The sequence below is a fragment of the Kordia sp. genome (assembly GCF_050633145.1).
GTDB lineage: Bacteria > Bacteroidota > Bacteroidia > Flavobacteriales > Flavobacteriaceae > Kordia.
Window position 1 is genome coordinate 1 of the sequence record NZ_JBOEFY010000010.1, and the last position, 24,817, is coordinate 24,817.

At 34.1% G+C, this 24,817-nt stretch carries 25 protein-coding genes; 13 read left to right on the forward strand and 12 right to left on the reverse strand.

Annotated elements, in window-relative coordinates:
* Window positions 1-197 precede the first annotated feature (197 nt).
* On the reverse strand, window positions 198-1,352 hold the full coding sequence (locus ACRBBL_RS05640; RefSeq protein ID WP_431368046.1) for a sensor histidine kinase: 1,155 nt from the start codon (window positions 1,350-1,352) through the stop codon (window positions 198-200).
* 183 nt (window positions 1,353-1,535) lie between these two features.
* On the opposite strand from ACRBBL_RS05640, the gene ACRBBL_RS05645 reads away from it, so the two are divergent.
* From ACRBBL_RS05645 to aat, 4 genes are all read left to right on the forward strand, one after another.
* The gene (locus tag ACRBBL_RS05645; RefSeq protein WP_431368047.1) at window positions 1,536-2,396 is read left to right on the forward strand and encodes a flavin reductase family protein; all 861 of its coding nucleotides are present in this window, start codon (window positions 1,536-1,538) and stop codon (window positions 2,394-2,396) included.
* Between the two features lie 5 nt (window positions 2,397-2,401).
* The gene (locus ACRBBL_RS05650; RefSeq protein WP_431368048.1) at window positions 2,402-2,782 is read left to right on the forward strand and encodes a DUF3127 domain-containing protein; all 381 of its coding nucleotides are present in this window, start codon (window positions 2,402-2,404) and stop codon (window positions 2,780-2,782) included.
* A gap of 595 nt (window positions 2,783-3,377) precedes the next feature.
* Entirely contained in the window at window positions 3,378-4,769 is a 1,392-nt protein-coding gene (locus ACRBBL_RS05655; protein ID WP_431368049.1) for a short-chain fatty acid transporter, read from the forward strand.
* A gap of 190 nt (window positions 4,770-4,959) precedes the next feature.
* Complete coding sequence (aat, locus tag ACRBBL_RS05660) at window positions 4,960-5,589, forward strand: leucyl/phenylalanyl-tRNA--protein transferase (RefSeq protein WP_431368050.1); 630 nt, start codon at window positions 4,960-4,962, stop codon at window positions 5,587-5,589.
* A 793-nt stretch (window positions 5,590-6,382) separates the two neighbouring features.
* On the opposite strand, the gene ACRBBL_RS05665 is transcribed toward aat, so the two are convergent.
* Window positions 6,383-6,964 (reverse strand): DNA-3-methyladenine glycosylase I, encoded by a 582-nt coding sequence (locus tag ACRBBL_RS05665; protein ID WP_431368051.1) that lies wholly within the window; start codon window positions 6,962-6,964, stop codon window positions 6,383-6,385.
* 161 nt (window positions 6,965-7,125) lie between these two features.
* Here ACRBBL_RS05665 and ACRBBL_RS05670 point away from each other — a divergent pair, with 161 nt between their 5' ends.
* Window positions 7,126-7,737, forward strand: a complete 612-nt coding sequence (locus ACRBBL_RS05670; protein ID WP_431368052.1) for a thioredoxin family protein — start codon at window positions 7,126-7,128, stop codon at window positions 7,735-7,737.
* Between the two features lie 261 nt (window positions 7,738-7,998).
* Here the strand turns inward: ACRBBL_RS05670 and truB are convergent, their stop codons facing one another.
* The 4 genes from truB to ACRBBL_RS05690 all read right to left on the reverse strand — a co-directional run bounded on the left by truB (window position 7,999) and on the right by ACRBBL_RS05690 (window position 10,279).
* On the reverse strand, window positions 7,999-8,697 hold the full coding sequence (truB, locus tag ACRBBL_RS05675) for a tRNA pseudouridine(55) synthase TruB (RefSeq protein WP_431368053.1): 699 nt from the start codon (window positions 8,695-8,697) through the stop codon (window positions 7,999-8,001).
* Complete coding sequence (locus ACRBBL_RS05680) at window positions 8,698-9,495, reverse strand: undecaprenyl-diphosphate phosphatase (protein WP_431368054.1); 798 nt, start codon at window positions 9,493-9,495, stop codon at window positions 8,698-8,700. It lies immediately after the preceding gene.
* A 3-nt stretch (window positions 9,496-9,498) separates the two neighbouring features.
* Complete coding sequence (locus tag ACRBBL_RS05685; protein WP_431368070.1) at window positions 9,499-9,750, reverse strand: DUF3098 domain-containing protein; 252 nt, start codon at window positions 9,748-9,750, stop codon at window positions 9,499-9,501.
* A 169-nt stretch (window positions 9,751-9,919) separates the two neighbouring features.
* A complete protein-coding gene (locus ACRBBL_RS05690; RefSeq protein ID WP_431368055.1) occupies window positions 9,920-10,279 on the reverse strand; it encodes a hypothetical protein in 360 nt (119 codons plus the stop codon).
* 350 nt (window positions 10,280-10,629) lie between these two features.
* Here ACRBBL_RS05690 and ACRBBL_RS05695 point away from each other — a divergent pair, with 350 nt between their 5' ends.
* From ACRBBL_RS05695 to ACRBBL_RS05715, 5 genes are all read left to right on the forward strand, one after another.
* Entirely contained in the window at window positions 10,630-11,238 is a 609-nt protein-coding gene (locus ACRBBL_RS05695; RefSeq protein WP_431368056.1) for a hypothetical protein, read from the forward strand.
* Between the two features lie 95 nt (window positions 11,239-11,333).
* Window positions 11,334-13,085 (forward strand): tetratricopeptide repeat-containing sensor histidine kinase, encoded by a 1,752-nt coding sequence (locus ACRBBL_RS05700; RefSeq protein WP_431368057.1) that lies wholly within the window; start codon window positions 11,334-11,336, stop codon window positions 13,083-13,085.
* Window positions 13,072-13,821 (forward strand): LytR/AlgR family response regulator transcription factor, encoded by a 750-nt coding sequence (locus ACRBBL_RS05705; RefSeq protein WP_431368058.1) that lies wholly within the window; start codon window positions 13,072-13,074, stop codon window positions 13,819-13,821. Before ACRBBL_RS05700 ends, ACRBBL_RS05705 begins: the two co-directional genes overlap by 14 nt.
* A gap of 260 nt (window positions 13,822-14,081) precedes the next feature.
* Complete coding sequence (locus ACRBBL_RS05710) at window positions 14,082-14,339, forward strand: hypothetical protein (RefSeq protein WP_431368059.1); 258 nt, start codon at window positions 14,082-14,084, stop codon at window positions 14,337-14,339.
* Between the two features lie 257 nt (window positions 14,340-14,596).
* The gene (locus ACRBBL_RS05715) at window positions 14,597-14,776 is read left to right on the forward strand and encodes a hypothetical protein (RefSeq protein ID WP_431368060.1); all 180 of its coding nucleotides are present in this window, start codon (window positions 14,597-14,599) and stop codon (window positions 14,774-14,776) included.
* A gap of 66 nt (window positions 14,777-14,842) precedes the next feature.
* Here the strand turns inward: ACRBBL_RS05715 and ACRBBL_RS05720 are convergent, their stop codons facing one another.
* The 5 genes from ACRBBL_RS05720 to ACRBBL_RS05740 all read right to left on the reverse strand — a co-directional run bounded on the left by ACRBBL_RS05720 (window position 14,843) and on the right by ACRBBL_RS05740 (window position 19,203).
* Window positions 14,843-15,601 carry a hypothetical protein gene (locus ACRBBL_RS05720; protein ID WP_431368061.1) on the reverse strand — a complete coding sequence of 253 codons (759 nt, stop codon included), beginning with the start codon at window positions 15,599-15,601 and terminating at the stop codon, window positions 14,843-14,845.
* A 25-nt stretch (window positions 15,602-15,626) separates the two neighbouring features.
* A complete protein-coding gene (locus ACRBBL_RS05725; RefSeq protein ID WP_431368062.1) occupies window positions 15,627-17,006 on the reverse strand; it encodes a hypothetical protein in 1,380 nt (459 codons plus the stop codon).
* A 126-nt stretch (window positions 17,007-17,132) separates the two neighbouring features.
* Window positions 17,133-17,309: a hypothetical protein gene (locus tag ACRBBL_RS05730; protein ID WP_431368063.1), complete on the reverse strand. Its 177-nt coding sequence runs from the start codon at window positions 17,307-17,309 to the stop codon at window positions 17,133-17,135.
* 11 nt (window positions 17,310-17,320) lie between these two features.
* Window positions 17,321-18,199, reverse strand: a complete 879-nt coding sequence (locus ACRBBL_RS05735; RefSeq protein WP_431368064.1) for a cell division protein FtsX — start codon at window positions 18,197-18,199, stop codon at window positions 17,321-17,323.
* Window positions 18,200-18,339: 140 nt separating this feature from the next.
* On the reverse strand, window positions 18,340-19,203 hold the full coding sequence (locus ACRBBL_RS05740; protein WP_431368065.1) for a hypothetical protein: 864 nt from the start codon (window positions 19,201-19,203) through the stop codon (window positions 18,340-18,342).
* A gap of 204 nt (window positions 19,204-19,407) precedes the next feature.
* On the opposite strand from ACRBBL_RS05740, the gene leuS reads away from it, so the two are divergent.
* From leuS to ACRBBL_RS05755, 3 genes are all read left to right on the forward strand, one after another.
* Entirely contained in the window at window positions 19,408-22,251 is a 2,844-nt protein-coding gene (gene leuS, locus ACRBBL_RS05745) for a leucine--tRNA ligase (protein WP_431368066.1), read from the forward strand.
* 155 nt (window positions 22,252-22,406) lie between these two features.
* Entirely contained in the window at window positions 22,407-22,991 is a 585-nt protein-coding gene (locus ACRBBL_RS05750) for a hypothetical protein (protein WP_431368067.1), read from the forward strand.
* A 176-nt stretch (window positions 22,992-23,167) separates the two neighbouring features.
* Complete coding sequence (locus ACRBBL_RS05755; RefSeq protein ID WP_431368068.1) at window positions 23,168-23,872, forward strand: zinc metallopeptidase; 705 nt, start codon at window positions 23,168-23,170, stop codon at window positions 23,870-23,872.
* 93 nt (window positions 23,873-23,965) lie between these two features.
* Here ACRBBL_RS05755 and ACRBBL_RS05760 read toward each other — a convergent pair whose 3' ends face one another.
* Window positions 23,966-24,436 (reverse strand): Lrp/AsnC ligand binding domain-containing protein, encoded by a 471-nt coding sequence (locus ACRBBL_RS05760; RefSeq protein ID WP_431368069.1) that lies wholly within the window; start codon window positions 24,434-24,436, stop codon window positions 23,966-23,968.
* Between the last annotated feature and the right edge of the window lie 381 nt (window positions 24,437-24,817).

The following is a 24,817-nucleotide window of genomic DNA, read 5'->3' on the forward strand; positions in this document are numbered from 1 at the left end:
ACCCAAGACCCAAGACCCAAGAAATCTAAGAAGCGAAGCTGATCTAAAAGCGATAGCGGTCTAACATCAAAGTAATTCTCGATACAATTTTCTTCATTCCATTTCGAAAATCACTCGAATTGACGATTTGCGAATTCTACCAAAATACCAAGAGCGAAGCGTGTCTAAGAGCAAAGCGATCTAAAAGCAAAGCGTATCTAAATAGTTTTCAACGAAATTTGCATCGTAGTTCCTTTGCCAAGTTCCGATTTTAGAACTTTGATTTTTCCGCTATGATAATTCTCTACAATACGTTTTGCGAGCGATAAACCCAATCCCCAACCACGTTTTTTACTTGTAAATCCAGGTTGAAATACCTTTTTAAAATTTCGTTTCGGAATTCCTTTTCCGTTATCGGTAATTAAAACCTTAACGAAAGTATCTGCGGGAGTAATTTCGAGTTTCAAATCGCCTTTCCCTTTCATAGCGTCAATAGCATTCTTTACCATATTCTCAATCGTCCAGCTATACAATTGTGCGTTAATTTCACTGTAAATAGGTGTGTCGGGCGCTTCAAATGTAAAATTGACCAACTTAGAAGTACGTGATAACAAATAATCGTACGAATCTTTGGTTTCCTGTACAATATCCAAACGTTGTAGTGTTGGAATAGAGCCGATCTTAGAAAAGCGTTCGGTAATGGTTTGCAAACGATCAATATCTTTCTCAATCTCTTTAATATAATCGGGATCTACATTCTCGGTTTTCAAAATCTCTGTCCAACCCACCAAAGATGAAAGCGGCGTTCCAATTTGATGTGCGGTTTCTTTCGCCATTCCTGCCCATAACTTATTCTGTTCAGAAGCTTTCGAAGCACTAAAAAAGAAATAGGCAACTGCGGCAAACAATACAATAATTAATAATAGGGCAAGCGGATAATATTTGAGTTTGTTTAAAGTTTCAGAATTTCCGTAATACAATGTTCCTTTTTTTACATTACTTTTTAATTCTTCATCAAAGTATGTAATTTCAATTGGTTGATTTTCTTTAGAAAATTGTTTAATCTTTTGTTTAATATATAAAGAATCGTTCTCCTTTTTTTCATCCATATTTAAAGTAGAAATACCTCCTTTATCATCTTTTATAATTCTTGGATTAGAATTTTCAGTAGCGATAATATCTCCAGCTAAGAGCAAATCTTCTCCATCATTGATTGATTTTAATGCCCTTACCCAAATTTGCATTTTTGTACGTTCATCTTCTTTAAATTCTTGAAAGAAAATATACGTATTCCATAAAATTCCCGAAACAATAGCAAAAGAAGCGAGAATCAATATCCAGCGAATAAGAACAGGTCTGTTTTTTAAAATCATACAAATACTTTGAAACCACTAATATAAACGAAAAGAAATAGTTTTATTGTGATTGTATTGATCAAAAGAATAGAAAAGAACTCAATTAGAAAATTAGTTGTTAAAAACAGTGCTTTTGCGTTGATAACTATTGTTGTATGCTCCGCTTTTTTACATTAATTTTGTCGCACAAAAAACATCAGAATGCTATCAATAGATCCAAAAGAAATTCCAACAGCCAAACTTCATGGGTATTTGTTAGGTGCTGTCGCGCCAAGACCAATTGCCTTTGCAAGTACGATTGATGCTGATGGAAATCCGAATTTATCGCCGTATAGCTTTTTTAATGTATTTAGTGCCAATCCGCCAATTATGATTTTTTCGCCTGCGCGAAGAGTTCGTAACAATACCACAAAACATACACTTGAAAATGCAATAGCAACGAAAGAAGTGGTGATTAATGTGGTAAATCATGACATTGTACAACAAATGTCGTTGAGTAGTACGGAATATGCTGCAGGTGTCAATGAGTTTGAAAAAGCAGGATTGACAATGTTGCCATCTGAAAAGGTAAAACCATTTCGTGTAGCAGAATCGCCAGTGCAGTTTGAATGCAAAGTAAACGAAGTAGTTTCGTTAGGAAATGAAGGTGGCGCAGGAAACTTAATTATATGTGAAGTTGTCAAATTACACATCAATGAAGACATTTTAAATGATCGCGGAACAATAGATCATTATAAAATTGATTTGGTAGCCAGAGCAGGCGGAAGCTTTTACAGCAGAGCACGCGATGGATTTTTCGAAATTCCAAAGCCAATTGCAACTTTGGGTATTGGCGTAGATCAAATTCCAGCGGGCATTCGTACGAGTAAAGTCTTAACAGGAAATGATCTTGGAATCTTAGGAAATGTAGAAAAACTACCAACCGAAGCAGAAATACAAGAATTTATACAAACAACTGAAATTACAATTTCAGATACACCAGAAACAAATCACATAGCAGCACAAACATTTCTAGCCAAAGGCGATGTGCAAACTGCTTGGAAAATCTTATTAGCAAAATAAATAACATGGAAGTACAGGGAAAAGTAAAAATGATCGGGCAAACGCAGACGTTTGGAAACAACGGTTTTAGAAAGCGTGAAATTGTCGTAACAACAGAAGAGCAATATCCACAACACATCATGGTGGAATTTGTACAAGATAAAGTAGACTTATTAAATAGTTTCCAAGTAGGACAACCTGTAAAAATCAGTATCAACTTACGTGGTAGAGAATGGGTAAATCCGCAAGGAGAAACAAAATATTTCAACTCTATTCAAGGATGGAGAATTGAAAGCGTACAGCAACAAGGACAAGCGCCAGCAGGAATGCCACCAGTGCCACCAGCAGATGCGTTTGAGCCAGTAAACGATTTCAAAGAAGAAGATCACGACGATTTACCTTTTTAAGGAATTAGAAAAATTATATTTCGCGTAGCTTGTCATATCGAGTATTATTGAAATCAAAATATATTTTGATTGAAAATACCTAGCGTAGCTATCGAGAGATAAAAAAACCTCATAGCTACATGTTATGAGGTTTTTTTGATTTATGAGATTTCCATAACGTCAGTTCGAGTGCCAAATCTGTGATTTGGTGTATCGAGAACAGTTGTGATTTTATAAGTTTGAGAAAAAAGTAATATATAGTTCACTAGTTAGGTTTTGTTTTCAAATTACTTCTCGATACAATTTTCTATCGAAAATCACTCGAAGTGACGTTTAGAATACTTAAGTATAAAACCTCCAAAACGTCTTTGCGAAAGTTTTGAAAAAAACTTGTGGCAATCTGTTTGTTGCAAAAACGATTTTGAGTATGCTTACGAACAGATTACTTCGTCATACTTCCTCGCAATGACAAATCAAAGAAGTCTAACAATCTAAAAGCGTAAGCGCATCTAAGAGATTCCTGCCTACGCAGGAACAAGTCTAATAGCTGTCACACTGAGCAAAGTCGAAGTGAAAGCAAGTCTAAATTTTTCGTAAATTCACACAAAAATCAACCATGCGCATTACCAAAACAATAGAAACCATCTTTAAGAAGTATTTGCCATCGCCGTTTACCATTGCGGTATTGTTAACGCTGCTTACTATTGTATTGGCAACGTTTTTTACACGACCTGAAAAGGTGAGTACTTTTAATCATTTTGTAGACGTATTATCGTTTTGGGAAGATGGAATTTGGAATTCAGGCTTGTTGGTTTTCGCCTATCAAATGATGCTGATTTTGGTGCTTGGACATGTATTGGTGTTGAGTAAACCTATGAATTCGCTCATTCTAACGCTCACGAAATCGGTCACAAATACGACCAATGCAGTTGTTTTAGTCAGTGTTACCACTATGATTGTTGCTTTCTTCAATTGGGGATTGGGTTTAATATTCGGTGCCATCTTAGCTAGAAAAGTAGGTGAGCATGCACAGCAAAATCAAATACCAATTAACTATCCATTGGTCGGTGCAGCTGGTTATGTTGGACTTATGATTTGGCATGGTGGAATTAGTGGTTCGGCACCTTCAAAAGTAGCAGAACAAGGGCATTTGCATGAGATGATGAATGGTGTATTGACTGTGGATCAATTTGGACAAGTTCCAGAAGTAATCACGTCAAGTAGTACGATTTTTAGTTGGTGGAATTTATTGTTATTTGGAATTTTACTCGTGCTAATTCCGCTTGTTTTAAGTCTTCTTGCAAAAAAAGCAACACCTACAAAATTGAATTTGCCAACATATCAATTCAACAAAAAAGATAACGAAACCATTGAAGGTGCTGATAAGTTAGATCATTCTTCCATAGTTGCCATTTCGTTTGGTATATTAATTTTAGTTGTATTCTTTATCCAATATGCAAAAAACTTGAGTTCACTTTCGGCGATAAAAATTTCACCAAACATGCTCAATTTTTTCATGCTAGGTTTGGCAATTATACTACATGGAAACTTTAAAAGTTTTCTCAATGCGGTAGAAGAAGCCATCAAAGGAACTTCGGGAATTTTAATTCAGTTTCCATTGTATTTTGGAATCATGGGAATCATGAAAAGCTCAGGAATGGTCGGAATGATTTCAGATAGTTTTGTGGCAGTTGCTAATGAAACTACTTTGCCAATTTATACATTTTTTAGTGCAGGATTGGTAAACATTTTTGTGCCGAGTGGTGGCGGACAATGGGCTGTGCAAGGACCAATTGTAGTGCAATCGGCAATAGAATTAGGCGTGCCATTGCCAAAAGCAGTTATGGCATTATCGTATGGAGATCAAATAACCAACATGTTGCAACCATTTTGGGCATTGCCATTATTAGGAATCACACGATTAAAAGCAAAAGAAATATTACCATACACGCTTATCTTAATGTTGGTAGGTATTCTAGTGTATGTTTTAGGTTTGTTATTACTATAAAAAAAGTCCCGCGAACGGGACTTAATATTGTGGTTTTAGGCTTTAGTCTTCATACACTAATTCAAAAAGCAATGATGAAAAATAAACGTTTAGACGTATTTAGACTAAATACAAATTTGGCGAAAAAATACTAAAAATCAAAGTATTACTATTGATTTTCTTAAATGAAACCCTAGAAAATAACAATTGAATGTATCTTTTAACAGAAGAAATAGCGTTTCCGCCAGTTTCAGAAACTTCGTCTGAAGGTATTTTGGCATTTGGTGGTGATTTACAACCAGAACGTTTATTATTAGCATATAAAAACGGAATTTTCCCTTGGTATAGCGAAGATGAACCAATTATTTGGTGGTCGCCCGATCCGCGAATGGTACTATTTCCAGACGATTTAAGAGTGTCAAAAAGTATGAGGCAATTGCTGTGTCGGGAAACATTTACGGTAACCTTCAATACGGCTTTTGAACACGTAATTCGGGCTTGTGCATTAATTCATCGTCCAGGACAAGACGATACTTGGATTACTAATGAAATGGAAGACGCATACATTGAACTCTACAAAATGGGACATGTGACTTCCGTGGAAGTTTGGCGCGACGAAAAACTTGTTGGTGGCGCGTATGGTGTGAATTTAGGACACGTTTTCTGTGGTGAAAGTATGTTTGCTCTTGAAAGTAATGCTAGTAAATTTGGATTTATTCACTTAGTAAAACGATTAAAAGCAAACGGTTGCCAAATCATCGATTGTCAAATGCATACCAATCATTTAGCGAGTTTAGGCGCGTATGAAGTGCCACGTGAAGTGTTTTTGTCGTATTTGTAACGTTCTAATTTAACGTGATTTCGATATAGTTTTATTTTCAAACTCTTAAATAAAATGTCAAATCGAGCGCAGTCGAGATTCAATAAAAACAATCATTTTCTTTAGCTTCTCGACTGCGCTCGAAGTGACAAGAGTTGATTTTATTAAACTTAGCGATTATATTGGTAATTTTTTATGTCGAACTTACGTTACGTATTATCAAGTATTTTCTAAAATTCAGTATCCTTAGTATTAAACATTCTAGAAAAATATTTGATACAATGTAGAACCAATTTTACAGTAATTAAAGATAAAAAGATACTAATTAAGGTAGTTAAAGACATCATAAAACCAATAGTCATATTGACGATTTCTTGTTTTTGTATATAAACTACAATGTCAGCACTCAGACTTAAATATACACGTACAAGGGCAATAGCGAAAGTCAGTCAAATAAAATAAAAGATTTTTTTCATATTATATACGTAGCTGTAAATGAAAAAAAGTTACAGTCTATAGAGTTTTAGTGTGTGTAACCAAGCGAGCTAGGAATAACTGTCCTTTCCATTTTAAAACTTCCATCCTTCGTAAACGTGATTTCAACAAAATAGCGTCCTTTTTTGTTTTTACTTCTGCAATGACTTCATACAAATAAGAACTTTTTTACTAAATCTAATGCGGTATTCTAGCTTATTGTATTTAAGCGCTGTTTTGTAGCTAACTTCTATGCGTTCTTCTTTTTTGTGTTTGAGTGATTTCTGCGCGGTACAGCACAGTGAAAAACTCAAAAATAATAGAACGTAAAAGTATTTCATCACTCGTTTTTTAATTCATCATATCGAAAACAAGTTGTGGTATGATCGTTCACCATTCCAGTTGCTTGCATGTGCGCATATATAACTGTTGAACCGACAAATTTAAAACCTCTTTTTTTCAAATCTTTGCTTAGTTTATCTGAAATTTCAGTAGTTGCAGGCACATCATTTCTATTGGTGAATGCATTCTGAATCGGTTTTCCATCCGTAAATTGCCAGATATATTTAGAAAAACTACCAAACTCATCTTGTATTTTCATAAAAGCATGCGCATTGCTAATAGTTGCTTTTATTTTTAATTTATTTCTGATGATTCCTGCATCTTCTAGCAAACTATTAAACTTCTCTTCGTCGTATTGTGCAATTTTTTTATAATCGAAATTATCAAACGCTTTTCTGAAATTTTCACGCTTCCGCAGAATGGTAATCCAGCTCAAACCTGCTTGAAACGTCTCTAAAATTAAAAACTCAAACAAGGTGTCATCATCATACACAGGAACGCCCCATTCTTCATCATGATACGCAACGTATAATGGATCATTTCCGCACCAAGCACATCTTCTTTTTTCGGTAAAATTCATTTCTTATACATTTTAATTATTTCATGATAAACATCAGTTAACGTCTTTGAATCGTTTTGTAAATTTACAACGCTTTTGCACGGAACACAAAAGCACTATGAAAAAAGCAACGTAAGTTTTATAGAAAACTACGACTTAATTTTTGTAAAAACCATTTTACTATGACAATAACAGACACACATATAAAAGATATTATTGAAGAAAGCTTAACGAAAGCTACTTCATATCAAGAATACAGAGCCTTAGTTAAAAATTTAGTAGCTGAAGGGAAATCGACAGGAGAGTTGCAAACAGAAGCATTGTCTAACTATTCCATGCTAAATGACAAGCGTATGAAACGTTTGGACAAAACAACAAAATTAACCGAAGAAGCTGTTGCCGATATAAAATCGTATAATGGCGATGTTACATGGTTGGTGTTGACAGAAAGTTGGTGTGGAGATGCTGCGCAAACAATGCCTGTAATTAATAAAGTAGCTGAATTGAATGATAATATTACGTTTAAAGTAGTGTTAAGAGACGAGAATGAGGCATTAATGAATGAGTTCTTAACAAATGGCGGGAAATCAATTCCGAAGTTAATTGCTATTGATAATACTTCGGGAAATGTGCTAGGCGATTGGGGACCACGACCTACAAAAGCAACACAATTGGTGAACGATTACAAAGCTGAACATGGAAAGTTAACTCCAGAATTTAAACAAGATTTACAAGTTTGGTATAACAAAGATAAAGGACAAAATACGGTAGCCGATTTATTGAAGTTAGTGTAGTTGTTATTAAAAATTAAAAGATTTAAGGATTGAAATATTGAAAAATGTTTTGATCCTTTTTTTGTTATACTGTCATTCCGCACTTGTTGCGGAATCCACTAATTTGTTGCATGCTTCTTGATTAAAATAAAGATAGATTGTATAGAAAATTACCTTGGGAAACTATGGATTCCTGCCTACGCAGGAAAGACAAAATAGAAAACAACTACACTGAGTAAAGTCGAAGTGCACATCTCACTACTAACATCTCAATTCTGAATACTAATTACCAACTCTTAAGCTTTCTCCAAAAAACTCTGGAGTAATGGCATTTTTAACATCAAAGTCACCAATTTTTGTACGACGCAAGGCAGAAAGATGCGCGCCAGAATTCAATGCTTTTCCAAAATCATAGGCTAATGAACGAATGTATGTTCCTTTGCTACACACAACTCTAAAATCAACTTCTGGAAGTGAAATTCGAGTAATTTCAAATTCGTGAATAAACACTTTTCTAGATTCAACTTCGATTACTTCTCCAGCTCTAGCCAATTTATACATGCGCTGTCCGTCTTTCTTTAATGCAGAAAAAACAGGTGGCACTTGATCAATTTCACCAAAAAAATCTAAACTAGTCTCGTAAATTAACTTTTCAGTAATGTGTTCTATTGGAAAGGTTTCATTGATTTCAGTTTCCAAATCATAAGAAGGTGTTGTGCTTCCAAGTGTAAATGTTCCTGTGTATTCTTTAGCTTGACCTTGAAAACCGGAAATTTTCTTTGTGTCTTTTCCAACACAAATCACCAATAAACCAGTTGCTAAAGGATCTAAAGTTCCTGCATGTCCAACTTTCAATTTTCGTAGTTGAAAGCGAGATTTAAGTGCCAATTTGATTTTGTTTACCGCTTGAAACGAAGACCATTTCAAAGGTTTGTCAATCAACAAAGTTTGTCCAGCTAGGTATTCTTCTAAGGTTTTCATTTATAAATATGTTTGATATCCTACGTAGCCAATTGCGATCAATCCGACTACCAAACAATACATAGAGAAATATGAGAGTTTACTCTTTTTTACCAAATTAATCATCCATGTACAGGCAAACAATCCTGCAACAAATGCTGCAATGAATCCTGCTGAAAGTGGAAGTATCTGAGCACTATCTAGCGCAAGCTCACCACTAAAAATATCTTTTCCAATTTTCCCAAAAATTAACGGAACAACCATTAAAAAAGAGAAACGTGCAGCTTTGGTTTTATCATTTCCAAGTAAAACAGATGTAGAAATGGTAGCGCCCGAACGCGAAATTCCAGGTAGCATTGCAATGGCTTGCGAAATTCCAATAATAACTGCGTTGGAGTAACTTACGTTTTTCTTGGTGTTTTTAGCTTTGTCAGCAAAATAGAGTAGTATGGCTGTGATGATTAACATACAGCCAACCAATAAAATGTTTCCTTTAAACAAGGCTTTCAATTCTTCTTCGTATGTAATACCAACAATGGCTGCAGGAATCATAGAAATAAGCACTTTTACGGCAAATTTAGATTCTTCATTCCATTTAAATTGAAATAAACCTTTAAGTAATTCTAGAATATCTTTTCTGAAAATAACAATGGTACTTAAAGCAGTAGCAAAGTGCACAACCACCGTAAATAACATATCTTCTTTAACTTCGACGCCTAAGATGGCTTTTCCGAGTTCAATATGTCCGCTTGACGAAACAGGTAGAAACTCCGTTAGTCCTTGAATAATACCAAGGATGATTGAATTAATAGTGTCCATGAATTAGGAGTCGGAATTCGGATTCAACAATATAGCATACACTTCTATGGCAAATCCAATAATAACGACCATTGGTGCAATGTGAATTCTTCGTGTACTGAAAATAGCTTCATTAAATACATTTGGATCGTCGCTTCCGCCGCCAGACATTAAGATAAACCCTAAGGCAATCACAGCTAGGCCAATAAACATAAACATATAGTTTTTCTTTCCAAAAATAAAACTATGTTGTATAGTATTTTCTTCTTTAGAAATACTGCTGTTTTCTATTTTTGACAAATCGTTTGTATGTGCAGAAACTTGCTCCTGTTTTTTTTGTGGAGTAATTGTTCCCTTCTTGCGGTTACTTTTTGACTTTTTGTTTTTCATGTACGCTCAAGTTTACAAGTACCGACCGGATATATCGTTATGGCAAATAGGACAGTTAAAATTCGCTGTAAACAACGGTTGTGCCTTTTTCCATTTGGGAAATCTGTGGAATAATTCCATCAGGATTAACGAGTGACCATCGGTTCGGACAGTACAAAGTAACGGTTTTATTTAAAACTTTTGAACTTAATTGCTTTAAATTTATTCCTTTCTCTAAGCCACGATTGATATAATAATAATGACTATCATTTTCCAATCGAATTTGGATATCGTTTGTGTCTCCTTTTTTAATAGAAACTATTTTTCCAGAAATAAGTACACAATCATCCGATTTTACCGTAGTTACTGGCTTGAATGAATATGCTAAAAATACAACAAGTGCTATGCCTAAAAATATAAATGTGAATCTTCTCATAATTATAATTTTTAAAAAATTAAAATGTCTTACTTAATCACGTAAATATTTTCATCATAAATTTTGGGTTTGAATTTGTTGCTATAAAGATAACTTAGTATTCTCCTAATTATTTTATAACAAAGGGTTAAAGTCTGTTAATGTTTGGTTTTTTTTACCTGTAGAACGCTACTTCATTTTAGAAAAATTGAAATGCTGTGTTTTTCTTGCTTTATGGAAAAAATAGCTGGCTTTATGGTACTTTTTTTCGATCGCACTTTTTTTTAATGTCTCTTTGTTAAAGAATTACTACTATAAATAGGATAGTAATTCTTTAATAATTCACATTAACTTTTTAAATCCATATTATTATGAGCACAAATGACACACAAACTACAAAGCCAGCAAGTACATTGCCAATAACACTTGCAGATAACTCTATAACGACCGTATATTTCTGGAAGCAGTTAGCAGAAAATACAAACTTACAGACACCCACGAGTACGACATATATTGTAGGTCCAGTATTGAATGGAGCAAGTGAATTATCATTAAAAAATAAAATAGAACAGGGTGCAAAACAGCCTTTGAAGCCTAAGGCGCAGAGTACTTACAAAATTTTAAAAGGTGATACTTCTATACAATTTGAAGTAACAGTATATATTACGGGTGATGCTAATTTAGAGGATAATGAAATTTATAAAAAACTCAATCTTTACATAAATGATATTAGCAATACCAAAAATTTGGATGTATTGGTAAGTTATGATGCTCCTGAGGAATCCAAGGTTCTAAATTTGTATCCTTATAAATTAATGCTTGAAATTGACACTATAAGTCAAACAATTAATGGAGTAACGAGTTCTTTAAATTTCGAAAATATAAGGACTATAACCACATATTTACATGATATTGATCCAATTACCTCTAGAGGAACTGTAACAACTGTTAAAAAAACGACAGAAGTTGGGGACTTTTAACGATACTAAATTCAGAAGATTAAGTAGAGCATTTCAAAACGCTCTACTTTTTTTATGTCTTAAATTTAAGTACATTGAACTAAGAAATTTAGTTCATGAAATCTTCACATGTTATTATATGTTTTTACATAGGGTTGTTAGTTCCTTTTCTGCTTTTTTCTCAGCAAAATCAATCTTCAAATGATGTTGAGGAAAAAATTGAAAAGAAAAGTAAACATCTGAATAGCTTTTCGGATTTCCAGAAAGCGAAAGAATTCTATTTTAAAAGACAATGGGATTCTACATTGTTGTATACTATGAAACAGCTTAGTATGTCTTCAAATACTGAAGAGTTGAAAAATTACAATCACTTTCTAAGAGGAAGTAGCTTTAAAAGTAAAGGTGTTTTTGAACAAGCTGAACAAGAATTTTTAAAAGTCACTTCAGATTTTGAGTTTATGAATCTTGTAAAAATGATGTTGGGAGAAGTAATGTTTAATCAAGAAAAATTCCAAGCAGCTATCAATTATTTCAAAATGGTAGATTCTTTAAGTGATGATAAATTAATTGGACTTAAAAGAAGTAATATAGAAGAAAATATTGGGACGTGTTATATACATCTGGAACAGTATGATAAAGCTGAAGAGTATTTTTTGAAAAGCATTAAAAATGTAGAAACACAAAATGATATTGTGGAATTGGTATCTTCTTATGGGAATATAGCTTCCTTTTATTACAATCTTTATCGAGACGATGAAGCGCTTCCTTATTTTAATAAAGCGTATCAGTTGTCCAAATTAGTTTCAGATTTTCAAGCAAAACAAGATGCGTCATTTAACATGGCAATTGTAGAGAAGAATCGAAAAGATTTTCAAAAGTCGATCAAATACTTGGAAGAGCATATTCGGTGGAAAGACTCATTAAATAATCAAAACAGTATTTGGGCAGCAGCAGAACAAGCTAAAGAATTTGCCGTCCGAGAAGAACAAATTAAAGTAAGCCTTTTAGAAGCTGAGAATAAAGCAAAAGTTGCCGAAAGAAATTTATACTTATACCTTGCTATTATTTTGGTGTTGATTGTTGCTGCACTTGCTTATTTCTACAAAGAAAAAATAAAAAGTAATAAGATTATTACAGCACAAAAAGAAAGTTTGGATGAGCTGAATGCTATGAAAGACAAATTATTTTCTGTGGTGAGTCACGATTTGCGTTCGTCAGTGTATGCGTTAAAAACAAGCAACACGGAATTGTCGGAAAGTCTAGAAGCGAAAAACTTAAATGCCTTAGATGATTTATTGAACACGAATAGTTCCATTGTGAATGGCGCATATAATTTGCTCGATAATCTACTGCATTGGGCACTGTTGCAAACCGAACAATCGTATTTTGAAATGGAGCAAATGCACTTGTTTTTTATTGTGGAACAAACCGCATACAATTACAAACCTTTGTTGCTTGATAAAAAGATTCAATTTGAAAATAATGTACCAGAAGACGAATTGATTGTTGCCGATCAGGAATCGTTGAAAATTGTGCTGAGAAACTTATTGGATAATGCGATTAAATTTTCAAATCCGAACGGAAAAATTACGATCTACACAAAAAACACAACAGAAAACTATTGCGATTTAGTCATTGAAGATACAGGTTTAGGAATGAGTGAAGCAACGCGTTTGCAATTACTAGAAGATTCTGTTGCACTTGCCAAAAAAGAAAACAAACACATCATCGGAACAGGATTGGGTATGCAATTATGCAAATCAATGATTCAAAAAAATAAGGGGAAATTTGCGATTGAAAGCGAATTAGGAAAAGGAACAAAAATGATTGTATCTTTACGTAAAAACCTACCTCATGGATCAAATTAATGTACTTATTGTAGAAGACATTCCTGCACAAAGCAAAAAACTTACAAAAGTACTTGAAGAGAATGGGTATAATGTGGTAGCTATTGCCACAACTTTCAAAGAAGCATTGGCGTTATTTTATGGCGCTATCAAAATCGATATTGTAATTATTGACATCTTTCTAAATGGTGTTCCAGATGGTATTGCATTTGCTGAAACCATCAATACGGTTCCAAATGCAGCAAAACCTTTTGTGTTTTTAACGAGTTCTACCGATCGTCAAATATTTCAGCGCGCCAAACTTACACAACCGTTTAGCTATTTAATGAAACCATTCAATGAATTGGAAATTTTATATGCGATTGAAATGGCAGTTGAAAAATTCTATGCGCAACAAAATGTATTTCTAAGCAAAAAAGAAAACACAGTCATTACGGACGATCATCTATTCATCAAAAAAGGCAAATCACTCAAAAAAGTACAACTGTTAGACATTGTATATATTGAAGTGGAAGAGAAGTACTGTAACATCATTACGGAGAAAGAAAAGTTTGTGATTATGATCTCTTTGACGAAAATTTCCAAACTATTAAATCCAAATATCTTCACAAAAACACACAGAAACTACATTGTTAATTCTAAAAAAATAGAAGAAATAGTTCCTGCCGATAATCTCATTATGCTTTCAAGCAATCATCATGTGCCTTTGAGTGAAAAGTACAAAACCATGATTAAAAACTTGCATACCTTAAAATAGGATCTTTCCAAAAAATCAACAACAGCTGTTGTAAAAAATCTTCAAAAATCGATATACCGCTTTTTCTGTGCTTCATGGAAAAGAAATCTTGTGTCGTGGTATTTTTCTGTCTTTGCGAATGGTTTCTATGTAGTTTTACTTCAGAAATAAAAGCTAGCCTATTTCATTTAGTTACGATTGTGAAGTTGTATCACATAAAAAACAAGGCGGAATCCGAAAAGCCTATGAGTAGGAAATCAACCAATTTAAAATTTAACATTATGAACGCATTTCAAGGAACTTGGAAAGACCAAGACGGAGCAACAATTACAGTCAAAGAAGAAAACAATAAAGCAACAGTTACATACAATAATGGACGTGGTCCATTTAATGGAACCGAAATTGAGTTAGGTTCTCCAGTAGTAAATGTAGATTTCTCAGATGGTTCAGTGCCAAGAGCTGGAGTCCAAGCTGGAGTTATGAATTTTGCAAAAGATACAATTACGTGGAGTAATGAAACTGTTTGGAAAAGAGCTTAATGTAAGTTGCTCTAAGATTACATCAGATTATAAGTTGTATTAGCTTTATAAGCAATCTAGTACAGGCAAAGCTACTAACCTAAGGTAGCTTTGTTTTTTTATGAGAATTGGCAATCAATTATCTAAGAGGCAATCCAAATTTAGACAACCTTTTGATGGCTAATAAATCGTTATTTATAAATAACGAGATACTATCTTTTTTCTTCCTATTGATATTGTATAGTTTGGACAGTATTTAATTTTAAAAATCACATATTATGAAGAAAAAAAGCATGAAAACGTTAACGTTAAACAAGACATTAATCTCAAATAACCTTAACAGTATTGTTGGAGGAATAGATAAAAGAAAAGTTAAAATACCTGGAACAGGAACAATAAACACACATTGTTGTGCTAATACAATTGATGATGGTTCTTGTCAATGTGGTGTTGCTTAATTAAGAATCATCTTAGGATATATCTAGTCGGAAGATACTCTCTTCCGACTTTTTTATTTTTATAAATTATTTTTTCCAAAACTTTCTAATAAGCTTCCATAAAGAAGCATTGTCTTTAGGTTGTGGCTCTTCTGTTGTATTATTTTTATACGAGAAAACTCGCCCGAAATCTTCTTTAGGAGGTTGCCCTAACTCTTTTCCTCCTTTGTGTGGATATTGCAAATATCCTTTTGTAGGTTTTGGAAGTGCTTTTTTGCATTCGTGTGAGCATACATTTGCTAACAATGGCAACACATCTGTAGCTACTCTCAAAGAAATCCACCATTGATCGGTTTCTGCTTGCGCAATAACTTTTTTACAAACACTACACGAAATGGTTTCCGAATCGTATGTTACAGGATTGTCTAGCAAACTAGGAAAAGTTCTTCTGTGTTTAAAGTTGCCGTACAAAGCACGCGTGCTTACAACACTATCTTTTAGGTTTTTACACTCGGTAATCTCATACGGAAACCAATGTAAATCGTAAGAAGTATAGGGTGTAAACTCTTCCAAAGCTGTCATTTTTCCAATTTCTACAGGAATTCGCTTCATGCTACTTCCATACAACATCAACTTTTTAACATGTGTCAATTTTGCAATAGATGCAGGCAATGTATGTAGTTGAAAATAAAGTTCGCTTCCTATATATTCGGCTGGGTTAAATTCTGAATGCTTTTCTCTTGCAGCTATTTCTACATATTCACATATCTTTTTCCACGCTTCCGCAGAAGTGTCTTGTACATCATTTTCGATAGGAATGTGTCTATGTTCGTATTCAGAATTCATAATAAAACGTGAGTTGACTCAGTAATTAATCCGCAATTTCTCCTAGCAATTGAAACATTCCAGTCAATTTCATGCCAACTTCTAAGTCGTCCGTAAAACGCATATTCTTCTTATTTACAAACATATCAATCGTGAAAAAATCTGCTATCTCTTCATTATTAATCAACTTTATCTTCAACATATAACCGCTATGTGCTTCGTTATCAAATGCATTAGCTTCTTCTATACTTTCCAGCTTTCCAATAAAATCAAAACAACCAAACTCAGACCATTCTTGCCCTGGCATATACATACAAAAATCAGGACTTAATGTTGTACCATCTTCAAGCGTATTGCTATCTTCCGTATGTTTATCAAGCACATAAATAATTCCGCTAAGTTTCATATTCACTTTAGTGTTCGAAAGATACTTTTCGCGATTAAAAGCATAATCGGTCGCATAAAACCGAATTGCAAACGTATCTCTTCCGCCACCGTGTACAATAGCTTCCAAATTTTGAACATGTTCCCATTCGTCAATTTGTTTCAGGGCAACATCAATCTTTGTGTGCGTTTCTATGCGAGGAAATGCTGAAACTAAACGTTGTTCTTCACAGATCACACGCAATGCCAATCGATCAAAATCCAATTGATACACTTCAACGGTATCCACTTTTTGTATTGGAGGATTTTTTGTTTGTGCTAGTGCCATATATTGATACAAAAAATCGGGCGACATTGTTTGGAAATATTCAAACCCGAAAATACCACTCCAAAAATCACCAACATGTCCATTATTAACGGTTTTAATAATGATTCCGTGTTCATTTTCAACAGTCTTAGGTTTGGAGATAATACGTTCTTGAAAATAATCCTTTCCTTCGATTAATTCCACTTGTAAAACTTCCTGAAACTCTTTTGCAGAAACCTGTGTCATTGGTCCTACTGAAAAACCTTCGTTCTCAAATCGGTATGAAACCGCAACAATAGTTTCAAAACCTTCAGTATTTTTTAAGATGATAGAAATTGCTTTGGGTTCATTATGATCGTCTGCAATGGTATGATTATCATCATTATTAAATAACGAATGGTAATAAATTGCGTACGATTTGATGGTTTCTGCGTTCAATCGCTCCGCAAACTCCTTTTTCATTGCCGTAATAACTTCATCAACAGAAAGCGTATAACTCATATCTTCTGTCGAATACAAATAGCCTATAATTTCTCCTGTAGGTTTTTCATACGCAGCAATTGGAGCATAATTTCCATTTGCCATCATATTGACAAACAGTTTGGTATATTCATTATACTTTGAAGCTACTGTGTATACTATTGAGGTTTCAGTATTTTTCTTTACACTGTGCTTGTCGAAATGTTGATTTGATGAAGTGTCACCTTTGCGTTTAAAAAAGTCAAAAATTCCCATATAAATGTTGGATAATCTGCTACGTGTTTCTATTTATTGCAACAAGATATCAAATATATATTAGTTGTCACTTTTTTAGATAAAAGAAGCTTTTGGGTAAATGTAAAATCGAGATGTTAAAAAGTATTATTGGCTTTTCTGCTGACTTCTAATTGTCAAAATCATTGCAAAAATCAATAAAATACTAGAAACTGAACGCATCCAAAAACCACGATCAAAAGCATCAGAATTCACAATATTGACAGCAATTAAAACAACACTGGCTACAATTAAAATAAGTGGAAGAAGAGATTTTTTCATCATCAATCAAATAATTAATAATACAATTGATCAGTACGCAAATTCAAGAAACGTTGTGTAGCAAAGAAACTACTAATCAACGTAATCAAAATACCAATCACTAAAATTCCTCCAAACACAGAACCTATCAATACTTTATCTTTTGTCAATTGTAATTGTGGTAACGACTCGTTGGCATAATACAGTGCGCCAGCCATACCAGCCAAAGCCAAAATTGCTGCAATAATGCCCATTTTTACACTATTCCAAATAAATGGTCTGCGAATAAAACCTTTTGTTGCACCAACCATTTGCATGGTTTTAATTGTAAAACGTTTTGCGTAGACAGAAAGGCGAATAGAACTATTAATCAATAATGCAGCTACAAAAGCAAAAAAGATACAGGCAATCAAAATTCCAAATCCAACACGCTTAATATTTGCATTCAACTTAGAAACCAAAGGTTTGTCATACGTAACTTCTTCTACAAAATTCTTTTCGTTAATCTCAGTAGCAATTTCATCGAGTTTAGTACCAGAAACAAATTCTGTTTTCAAATACACATCAAGTGAATTCAATAAAGGATTTTCGCCTAAATACGCTACAAAATCTTCTCCGATTTCTGCGGTTAAATTGGCAGCAGCAGTTTCCTTTGAAACAAAATCGGCAGATTTCGTGTATTCAGCCAATGCTAAAGTTTTCTGTAACTGTTTAATCTCTACATCTTTCGCACTATCTTTCAAATACACGGTCAATGCAATTTTTTCCTTATAATAATCAGCGACGTTCTTCGTATTCAAAACCAACAATCCCAAGATTCCGAGTAAAAAAAGTACAAGCGTTGTACTCAATACCACAGAAAAATAAGAAGAAATCAATCGTTTTTTTTGATACTTTTCAAAAGAAGAACTCATAGACAGTGCTTTAATTAGGTAAAATTATAAATTAATAATTATAAATCTCGAATTTTAAATGTAAAAGTACGGATACTCAAAACAGGTATACCTAAAAAAACGCCTATAAAAGGGAATTCGTATACAAAAGGATATAAAGTTTAATTTCCTTTCTTCTCCGATTCGTTTTTCTTTTTTTGTTCTTCTAAATAGTCTTCAATTGACTTCATATTGCCGCTAACAATGTCTTTGACATCTTTTTGAAGCTTCTCAAAATCAATATCTTCTTGATATGTATATTGATAAAGCGTTCCGCTAACTTCATTTTTAGCAGTTTCAAGACGTTTGGTTAATACATAATCAAACTTTGAATCTGAAGAATGAAACATCAATACATGCAATCTGTACAATTGATCTTTATCAGAACCATCAGAATTTGTGCTATATACATAGTACACAACTTTGGTGAAACTTTTTGAAAATCTATCTTTTGGAAGGTCTTCAAACCATTCATAACCCCAAACATTTTTATCGCCTATCTTAAAAAAATCAAAATTAAAATAAGTGTCTAACCCTTTAGGAAGTTTATTTTCTTTATGCGCGGCATACATTTTTTCTTTCCATTTTTTCCCCTTTTCAAAATTTCCCAATCCATACTGTGAAACAATAATGTTTTTTATCATAAAATATTCGCGTTTGGCAAATTCTTCATCAAACATAAATTTGGCTTTTTTGATACCATCTAACGCATCTAGCCCATATTTTAAGGAAGTTTTAAAGTCTTCTTTGGCACGTGCAGTTTCCTCCAAATGCCCAGCAGTCATTATTTTATACCAAACAACATGCTCATACAGAGTATCATTTTTAGGCATACTCTCCTTAAGTTCTTTAAATTTTAAATATGCAGAATCAACTTTATAAGTATCTATATATTGTTTTGCTTCTTGATACGTTTTTAGGATATCAGTTTGACTTATTCCTAAAAAAGGAATTGTTAAAAATAGGAGAATAACTGTCTTTTTCATCTGTAAAGTATTAGTTGGTATGCTCAAAAATAAGGTTTATAATTTGATGAAAAATCGCCAATGAGTGAATGCGACAGATTAATGAGTCAATACCTTCGTAATTTTCCTGTTGTTTAAAAAGAAGTAAAGTACAATTCTTAACTAACAAACAACCAACAATAAACAAAAAACCATTAAATTTGCGCTTCTTTAAAAGTGATCAAGATGAAGTACAATTTCAACGAAATTGAAGCCAAATGGCAAAAATATTGGGCAGAAAACGGAACATTCCATGCCGAAAACAATTCTGACAAACCAAAATATTACGTGCTCGACATGTTTCCTTATCCATCTGGAGCAGGATTACACGTGGGTCATCCATTAGGTTATATTGCTTCAGACATCTATGCGCGTTACAAGCGTCACAAAGGATTCAATGTATTACATCCGCAAGGATATGATAGTTTTGGGTTGCCTGCGGAACAATATGCAATTCAAACAGGACAGCATCCGGCAATCACTACAAAAACCAATGTAGCACGATACCGTGAGCAGTTAGATAAAATTGGTTTCTCGTTCGATTGGAGTAGAGAAGTCCGCACTTCAGAACCTGCATATTACAAGTGGACACAGTGGATTTTTATCGAATTGTTCAACTCTTGGTATAATATTGAAACTGACAAAGCGGAACATATTGATACGTTGATCGCGAAATTTGAAACTGCCGGAAACGCCAATGTAAAAGCTATCTGTGATGATGATATTGCTGTTTTCGCTTCCGCAGAATGGACAAATTACGACTCAACAACAAAACAACAAATACTACTAAAATACAGACTTACGTACTTGGCGGAAACAGAAGTAAACTGGTGCCCTGGGTTAGGAACAGTATTAGCGAATGATGAAATTGTTAACGGAGTTTCTGAACGTGGAGGACATCCTGTAGTGCGTAAAAAAATGACGCAATGGAGTATGCGAATCTCTGCGTATGCACAACGTTTGCTTGATGGTTTGAATACAATCGATTGGCCACAACCTTTAAAAGACTCACAAACCAACTGGATTGGTCGCTCGCAAGGAGCAATGGTGACCTTTAAAGTTGATGGGCACGATGCAAATATTGATGTATTTACAACACGACCAGATACAATTTATGGTGTAAGTTTTATGACGTTAGCACCAGAACACGATTTAGTAGCAAAAATTACCACTGCCGATCAAAAAGAAGCTGTTGAAACCTATAGAGAGGCAACTTCCAAAAGAAGTGAACGCGAACGTATGGCAGATGTAAAAACCATTTCTGGTGTATTTACAGGTGCGTATGCAGTACATCCGTTTACGGGAGAAAAAATACAAATCTGGATTGGTGATTACGTATTGGCAAGCTATGGAACAGGAGCCGTAATGGCAGTTCCATGTGGAGATCAACGTGATTATGACTTTGCAAACCACTTCGGACTTGAAATTCCAAACATCTTTGAAAATGTAGACATTTCAGAAGAAGCACATGCTGATAAGGAAGGAACTAAAATTGCAAACTCAGATTTCTTAAACGGTTTATCATACAAAAAAGCGATGAAAACCGTGATTTACGAAATGGAAAAACGCGGTTTTGGAAAAGGAAAAATAAACTATCGTTTGCGTGATGCCGTATTCTCGCGTCAGCGTTATTGGGGAGAACCATTTCCAGTATATTATGTAGACGGAATGCCACAAATGATTGATGTGAAGCATTTACCAATCGCATTGCCAGAAGTAGAAAAATACTTGCCAACCGAAACAGGCGAACCGCCATTAGGAAACGCTGAGGTTTGGGCTTGGGACACCAATACAAATACCGTGGTTAGTAACAAGCTTGTCACTTCGAGCGCAGTCGAGAAGGGTGAGGACAACGGAATCTACCCACTAGAACTCAACACGATGCCAGGTTGGGCAGGAAGTTCTTGGTATTTCTTCCGTTACATGGAAAAAGCATTACGTGAAAACGATTTTGCAAGTGAGGAAGCGCTAAAATACTGGGAAAATGTAGATTTATACATTGGAGGAAGTGAACACGCCACGGGACATTTATTATACGCACGTTTCTGGACAAAATTCTTAAAAGACAGAGAATTTGTTGGTGTAGAAGAGCCGTTCAAAAAGCTCATCAACCAAGGAATGATTTTGGGAACGAGTGCATTAGTATATAGAATTACAGGAACAAACACCTATGTTTCTAAAGGATTAAAAGATGAGCATGAAGTAGATGAAATTCGTGTTGATGTAAATATGATTAATACATCTGATGAATTAGATGTAAATGATTTAAAAGCTTGGCAACCACAATTTAAAGATGCAGAATTTATCTTAGAAGATGGTAAATATGTTGTTGGACGTGAAGTTGAAAAAATGTCTAAACGTTGGTTCAACGTCGTAAACCCAGATGATATCTGTAACGAATACGGAGCAGACAGTCTACGTTTGTTTGAAATGTTCTTAGGACCATTAGAACAAGCAAAACCATGGAATACCGCGGGAATTTCGGGCGTTTTTGGATTCTTAAAGAAACTTTGGAAATTGTATGTTGGAGAAGAAGGTGTGTCAAGAGTTACAGATGCTGCGCCTACAAAAGACAACTTAAAAACATTACACAAAACCATCAAAAAGGTTGAAGAAGACATTGAAAACTTCTCATTCAATACATCGGTAAGTACGTTCATGATTTGTGTAAACGAATTGACGACACAAAAATGTAACAGCAAGGAAATTTTAGAACCGTTAACGATTCTAGTTTCACCGTATGCACCGCACATTGCAGAAGAATTATGGGAACGATTAGGAAATGAAAGTTCAATCGCAACAGCGGAATTTCCAGTATTTGAGCCGAAACATTTAGTAGAAAGCTCTAAGGAATATCCGGTTTCATTCAATGGAAAAATGCGTTTCAAAAAAGAATTGTCGTTAGACTTATCTAAAGAAGAAATAGAGAAAATTATCCTAGAAGACGAGCGTACACAAGCACAACTTGACGGAAGAACTCCGAAAAAAGTAATTGTAGTTCCGGGAAAAATCATTAATATAGTAGGATAAAATAGTCCCTTTAGTTTTCTGATGTTGTCAAATCGAGCGCAGTCGAGATAAAATCGAAACGCAGATAATAAGGAAATCGAAAACTAGAATTTGGTATGAAAATAACTAGTGAGTAAAAAAGTGTACTTTTATATCACAAAAATAAAAAAGAACAGATGAAAAAAATCCTCTTTCTAATAACATTAGTTTGTATGTCTACAACTGTTCTTGCTCAAAAAAAGCAAGTAAAAGAACGTGCAGGTAAGAGCTCTGAAGACAAGCAGTTTCCAACGGAATATGCATTTCCAAAAGAATATGTAGGAACCTATGCGGGAAATTTAAATATTTCCGATGCATCTGGTGTAAAACAAAACGTTCCAATGGAACTTATAATCAAACCAACAGAAGATCCGAAAAGGTATTCATACACTTTGGCATATATAGTTGCCAAAAAAAGAGATGTGCGAAAATATACTTTAGTTGTGGTTGATCCTGCAAAAGGATTATACGATTTAGATGAAAACAACGGAATTGTTCTGAGGGCTAATTATATGCGACAAACATTGTTTAGTACGTTCGAACTAAATAATAGAATATTACACAGTCGTGTCGAATTTAATAATGATGGACGCGTATTTTTCTCTATATCAGTAACTGAAAAAGCTGGTGCAAGAAAAACGGGTGACGAAAAATTAGCAGTTGCAAGTTACCATACGACAGTCATTCAAAAAGGAGCTTTACGCAAAGTGGAACGTGACTAAAACAAGAACTGACAAAAATTCATATAAAGCAAACCTCGTCTATTTGGCGAGGTTTTTGTATTTTTTATCGTAAAATCTAATAAATGAACATTAAAATTTCTGGCTTTAAAGTAGAATAATTACTTTATGAAGTAGAAATTATAGTAATGTTATTTTAGTAAAATAAATTAAAGAATATGACAAGTGGATATATGCTCTTAGCGGGCGCAATTATGTTGGTGAGTATGTTTGTAAGTAATAAACTCAAAAGTAAATTTGCTCACTATTCAAAACTACAATTACGAAACGGATTAAGCGGTGCAGAGATCGCAGAAAAAATGTTGGCAGATCATGGAATTAGAGATGTTGAAGTAATTCATGTAAAAGGAATGCTAACCGATCATTACAATCCTTTGAAAAAAACGGTAAACTTAAGTGAAGGTGTTTTTCATCAACGAAATGCTGCGGCTGCGGCTGTTGCTGCGCATGAAGTCGGACATGCCATACAACATGCCAAAGGGTATAAATGGTTGCAAATGCGATCGAAAATGGTGCCTTTGGTAAGTATTGCTTCTAAATTCTCGCAATGGGTAATTTATGGAGGAATTGCTTTAATGGCAAGTCAGCAAGCAGCAGGAGGAACCGCTTTAGGAAGAAACATTTTAATTGTTGGTCTCATTATGTTTGCTGCAGGAACCGCATTTAGTTTTGTGACACTTCCTGTAGAATACGATGCAAGTAACAGAGCTTTACGTTGGCTAAAAAATAAAAACATGGTAACGCAAGAAGAATTTGCAGGTTCGCAAGATGCACTCAAATGGGCAGCAAGAACCTATGTTGTTGCAGCACTTGGTTCATTGGCAACCTTGCTATATTTTGCGAAATATTTGAATAGGAGATAGTTTAAAAAGAAATATGAAGCAAAAAACCGAATGTGTATTCAACATTCGGTTTTTTGTTTTTATAAGTGTAGTGCATTGAGCTGAGTCGAAATGCTATACCTTAATCTGTCGATCAATTTGTTGATTTAAAGAGATAAAAGTTTCTGTTCGAGAAACACCTTTAATCGCTTGTATTTTATGATTTAAAATATGCATCAAATGTTCGTTGTCTTTACATAAAATCTTAACCAATAACGACCAATTTCCTGTGGTATAGTGACTTTCCATAACTTCAGGAATTTGATCCAACGCTTTTACTGCATCCGGATTTCTCATGGCTTTATCTAAATACACGCCGATAAATGCCATTGTTTTATATCCTAAAACTTTTGGGTTAATGACAAATTTAGAGCCTACAATCAGTTTTGCGTCCTCTAGTTTTCTAAGTCTCTGATGTACGGCTGCGCCAGAAATACCAATGCTTCGAGCAATGCTTAAAATTGGCGTTCGGGCATCTTTCATCAAGGCACGAAGAATCTTTTTATCGATACCATCAATTTGTATTTGTTCATTAATCACTTTCATAGGTTGGCTATTTATAGAGTGAAAGTCAAAACTACAATTTTTTGTTTAGATTTTAAGTAAGAAATCTGTTATCAAGTAAATTTGATATTTTTTTGATGAAAAGAATGGAAATGTGAAATTGATGATTGTGGATGAAAAATAGGTCTCGATACAAATTTATTGCACAAACTCACTCGACCTGACGTGTGAGTTTAGTAGATCATCGATCATAAAAGCAACAATCGTACATCATTAATCAATAACGTCACTTCGAGTGATTTTCTGTCTATATCGAGCGTAGTCGAGATAGACAGAAAATTGTATTTTGACTGTGCTCAATAGAACTATCGAGAAGTACTATGAAACATTATAGAGTATTTTCAACAATCAACAATCAACAAT

Bases quoted from the DNA above. Each gene is read 5' to 3' on its own strand.
- ACRBBL_RS05665 (WP_431368051.1), bottom strand. From the start codon at position 6,964: ATGAATTTTACCGAAAAAAGAAGATGTGCTTGGTGCGGAAATGATCCA.
- ACRBBL_RS05705 (WP_431368058.1), top strand. From the start codon at position 13,072: ATGGATCAAATTAATGTACTTATTGTAGAAGACATTCCTGCACAAAGC.
- ACRBBL_RS05645 (WP_431368047.1), top strand. From the start codon at position 1,536: ATGCTATCAATAGATCCAAAAGAAATTCCAACAGCCAAACTTCATGGG.
- truB (WP_431368053.1), bottom strand. From the start codon at position 8,697: ATGAAAACCTTAGAAGAATACCTAGCTGGACAAACTTTGTTGATTGAC.
- ACRBBL_RS05740 (WP_431368065.1), bottom strand. From the start codon at position 19,203: ATGAAAAAGACAGTTATTCTCCTATTTTTAACAATTCCTTTTTTAGGA.
- ACRBBL_RS05700 (WP_431368057.1), top strand. From the start codon at position 11,334: ATGAAATCTTCACATGTTATTATATGTTTTTACATAGGGTTGTTAGTT.
- ACRBBL_RS05725 (WP_431368062.1), bottom strand. From the start codon at position 17,006: ATGGGAATTTTTGACTTTTTTAAACGCAAAGGTGACACTTCATCAAAT.
- ACRBBL_RS05730 (WP_431368063.1), bottom strand. From the start codon at position 17,309: ATGATGAAAAAATCTCTTCTTCCACTTATTTTAATTGTAGCCAGTGTT.
- ACRBBL_RS05655 (WP_431368049.1), top strand. From the start codon at position 3,378: ATGCGCATTACCAAAACAATAGAAACCATCTTTAAGAAGTATTTGCCA.
- ACRBBL_RS05680 (WP_431368054.1), bottom strand. From the start codon at position 9,495: ATGGACACTATTAATTCAATCATCCTTGGTATTATTCAAGGACTAACG.
- ACRBBL_RS05715 (WP_431368060.1), top strand. From the start codon at position 14,597: ATGAAGAAAAAAAGCATGAAAACGTTAACGTTAAACAAGACATTAATC.
- ACRBBL_RS05720 (WP_431368061.1), bottom strand. From the start codon at position 15,601: ATGAATTCTGAATACGAACATAGACACATTCCTATCGAAAATGATGTA.
- ACRBBL_RS05690 (WP_431368055.1), bottom strand. From the start codon at position 10,279: ATGAGAAGATTCACATTTATATTTTTAGGCATAGCACTTGTTGTATTT.
- leuS (WP_431368066.1), top strand. From the start codon at position 19,408: ATGAAGTACAATTTCAACGAAATTGAAGCCAAATGGCAAAAATATTGG.
- aat (WP_431368050.1), top strand. From the start codon at position 4,960: ATGTATCTTTTAACAGAAGAAATAGCGTTTCCGCCAGTTTCAGAAACT.
- ACRBBL_RS05650 (WP_431368048.1), top strand. From the start codon at position 2,402: ATGGAAGTACAGGGAAAAGTAAAAATGATCGGGCAAACGCAGACGTTT.
- ACRBBL_RS05750 (WP_431368067.1), top strand. From the start codon at position 22,407: ATGAAAAAAATCCTCTTTCTAATAACATTAGTTTGTATGTCTACAACT.
- ACRBBL_RS05755 (WP_431368068.1), top strand. From the start codon at position 23,168: ATGACAAGTGGATATATGCTCTTAGCGGGCGCAATTATGTTGGTGAGT.
- ACRBBL_RS05640 (WP_431368046.1), bottom strand. From the start codon at position 1,352: ATGATTTTAAAAAACAGACCTGTTCTTATTCGCTGGATATTGATTCTC.
- ACRBBL_RS05735 (WP_431368064.1), bottom strand. From the start codon at position 18,199: ATGAGTTCTTCTTTTGAAAAGTATCAAAAAAAACGATTGATTTCTTCT.
- ACRBBL_RS05760 (WP_431368069.1), bottom strand. From the start codon at position 24,436: ATGAAAGTGATTAATGAACAAATACAAATTGATGGTATCGATAAAAAG.
- ACRBBL_RS05695 (WP_431368056.1), top strand. From the start codon at position 10,630: ATGAGCACAAATGACACACAAACTACAAAGCCAGCAAGTACATTGCCA.
- ACRBBL_RS05670 (WP_431368052.1), top strand. From the start codon at position 7,126: ATGACAATAACAGACACACATATAAAAGATATTATTGAAGAAAGCTTA.
- ACRBBL_RS05710 (WP_431368059.1), top strand. From the start codon at position 14,082: ATGAACGCATTTCAAGGAACTTGGAAAGACCAAGACGGAGCAACAATT.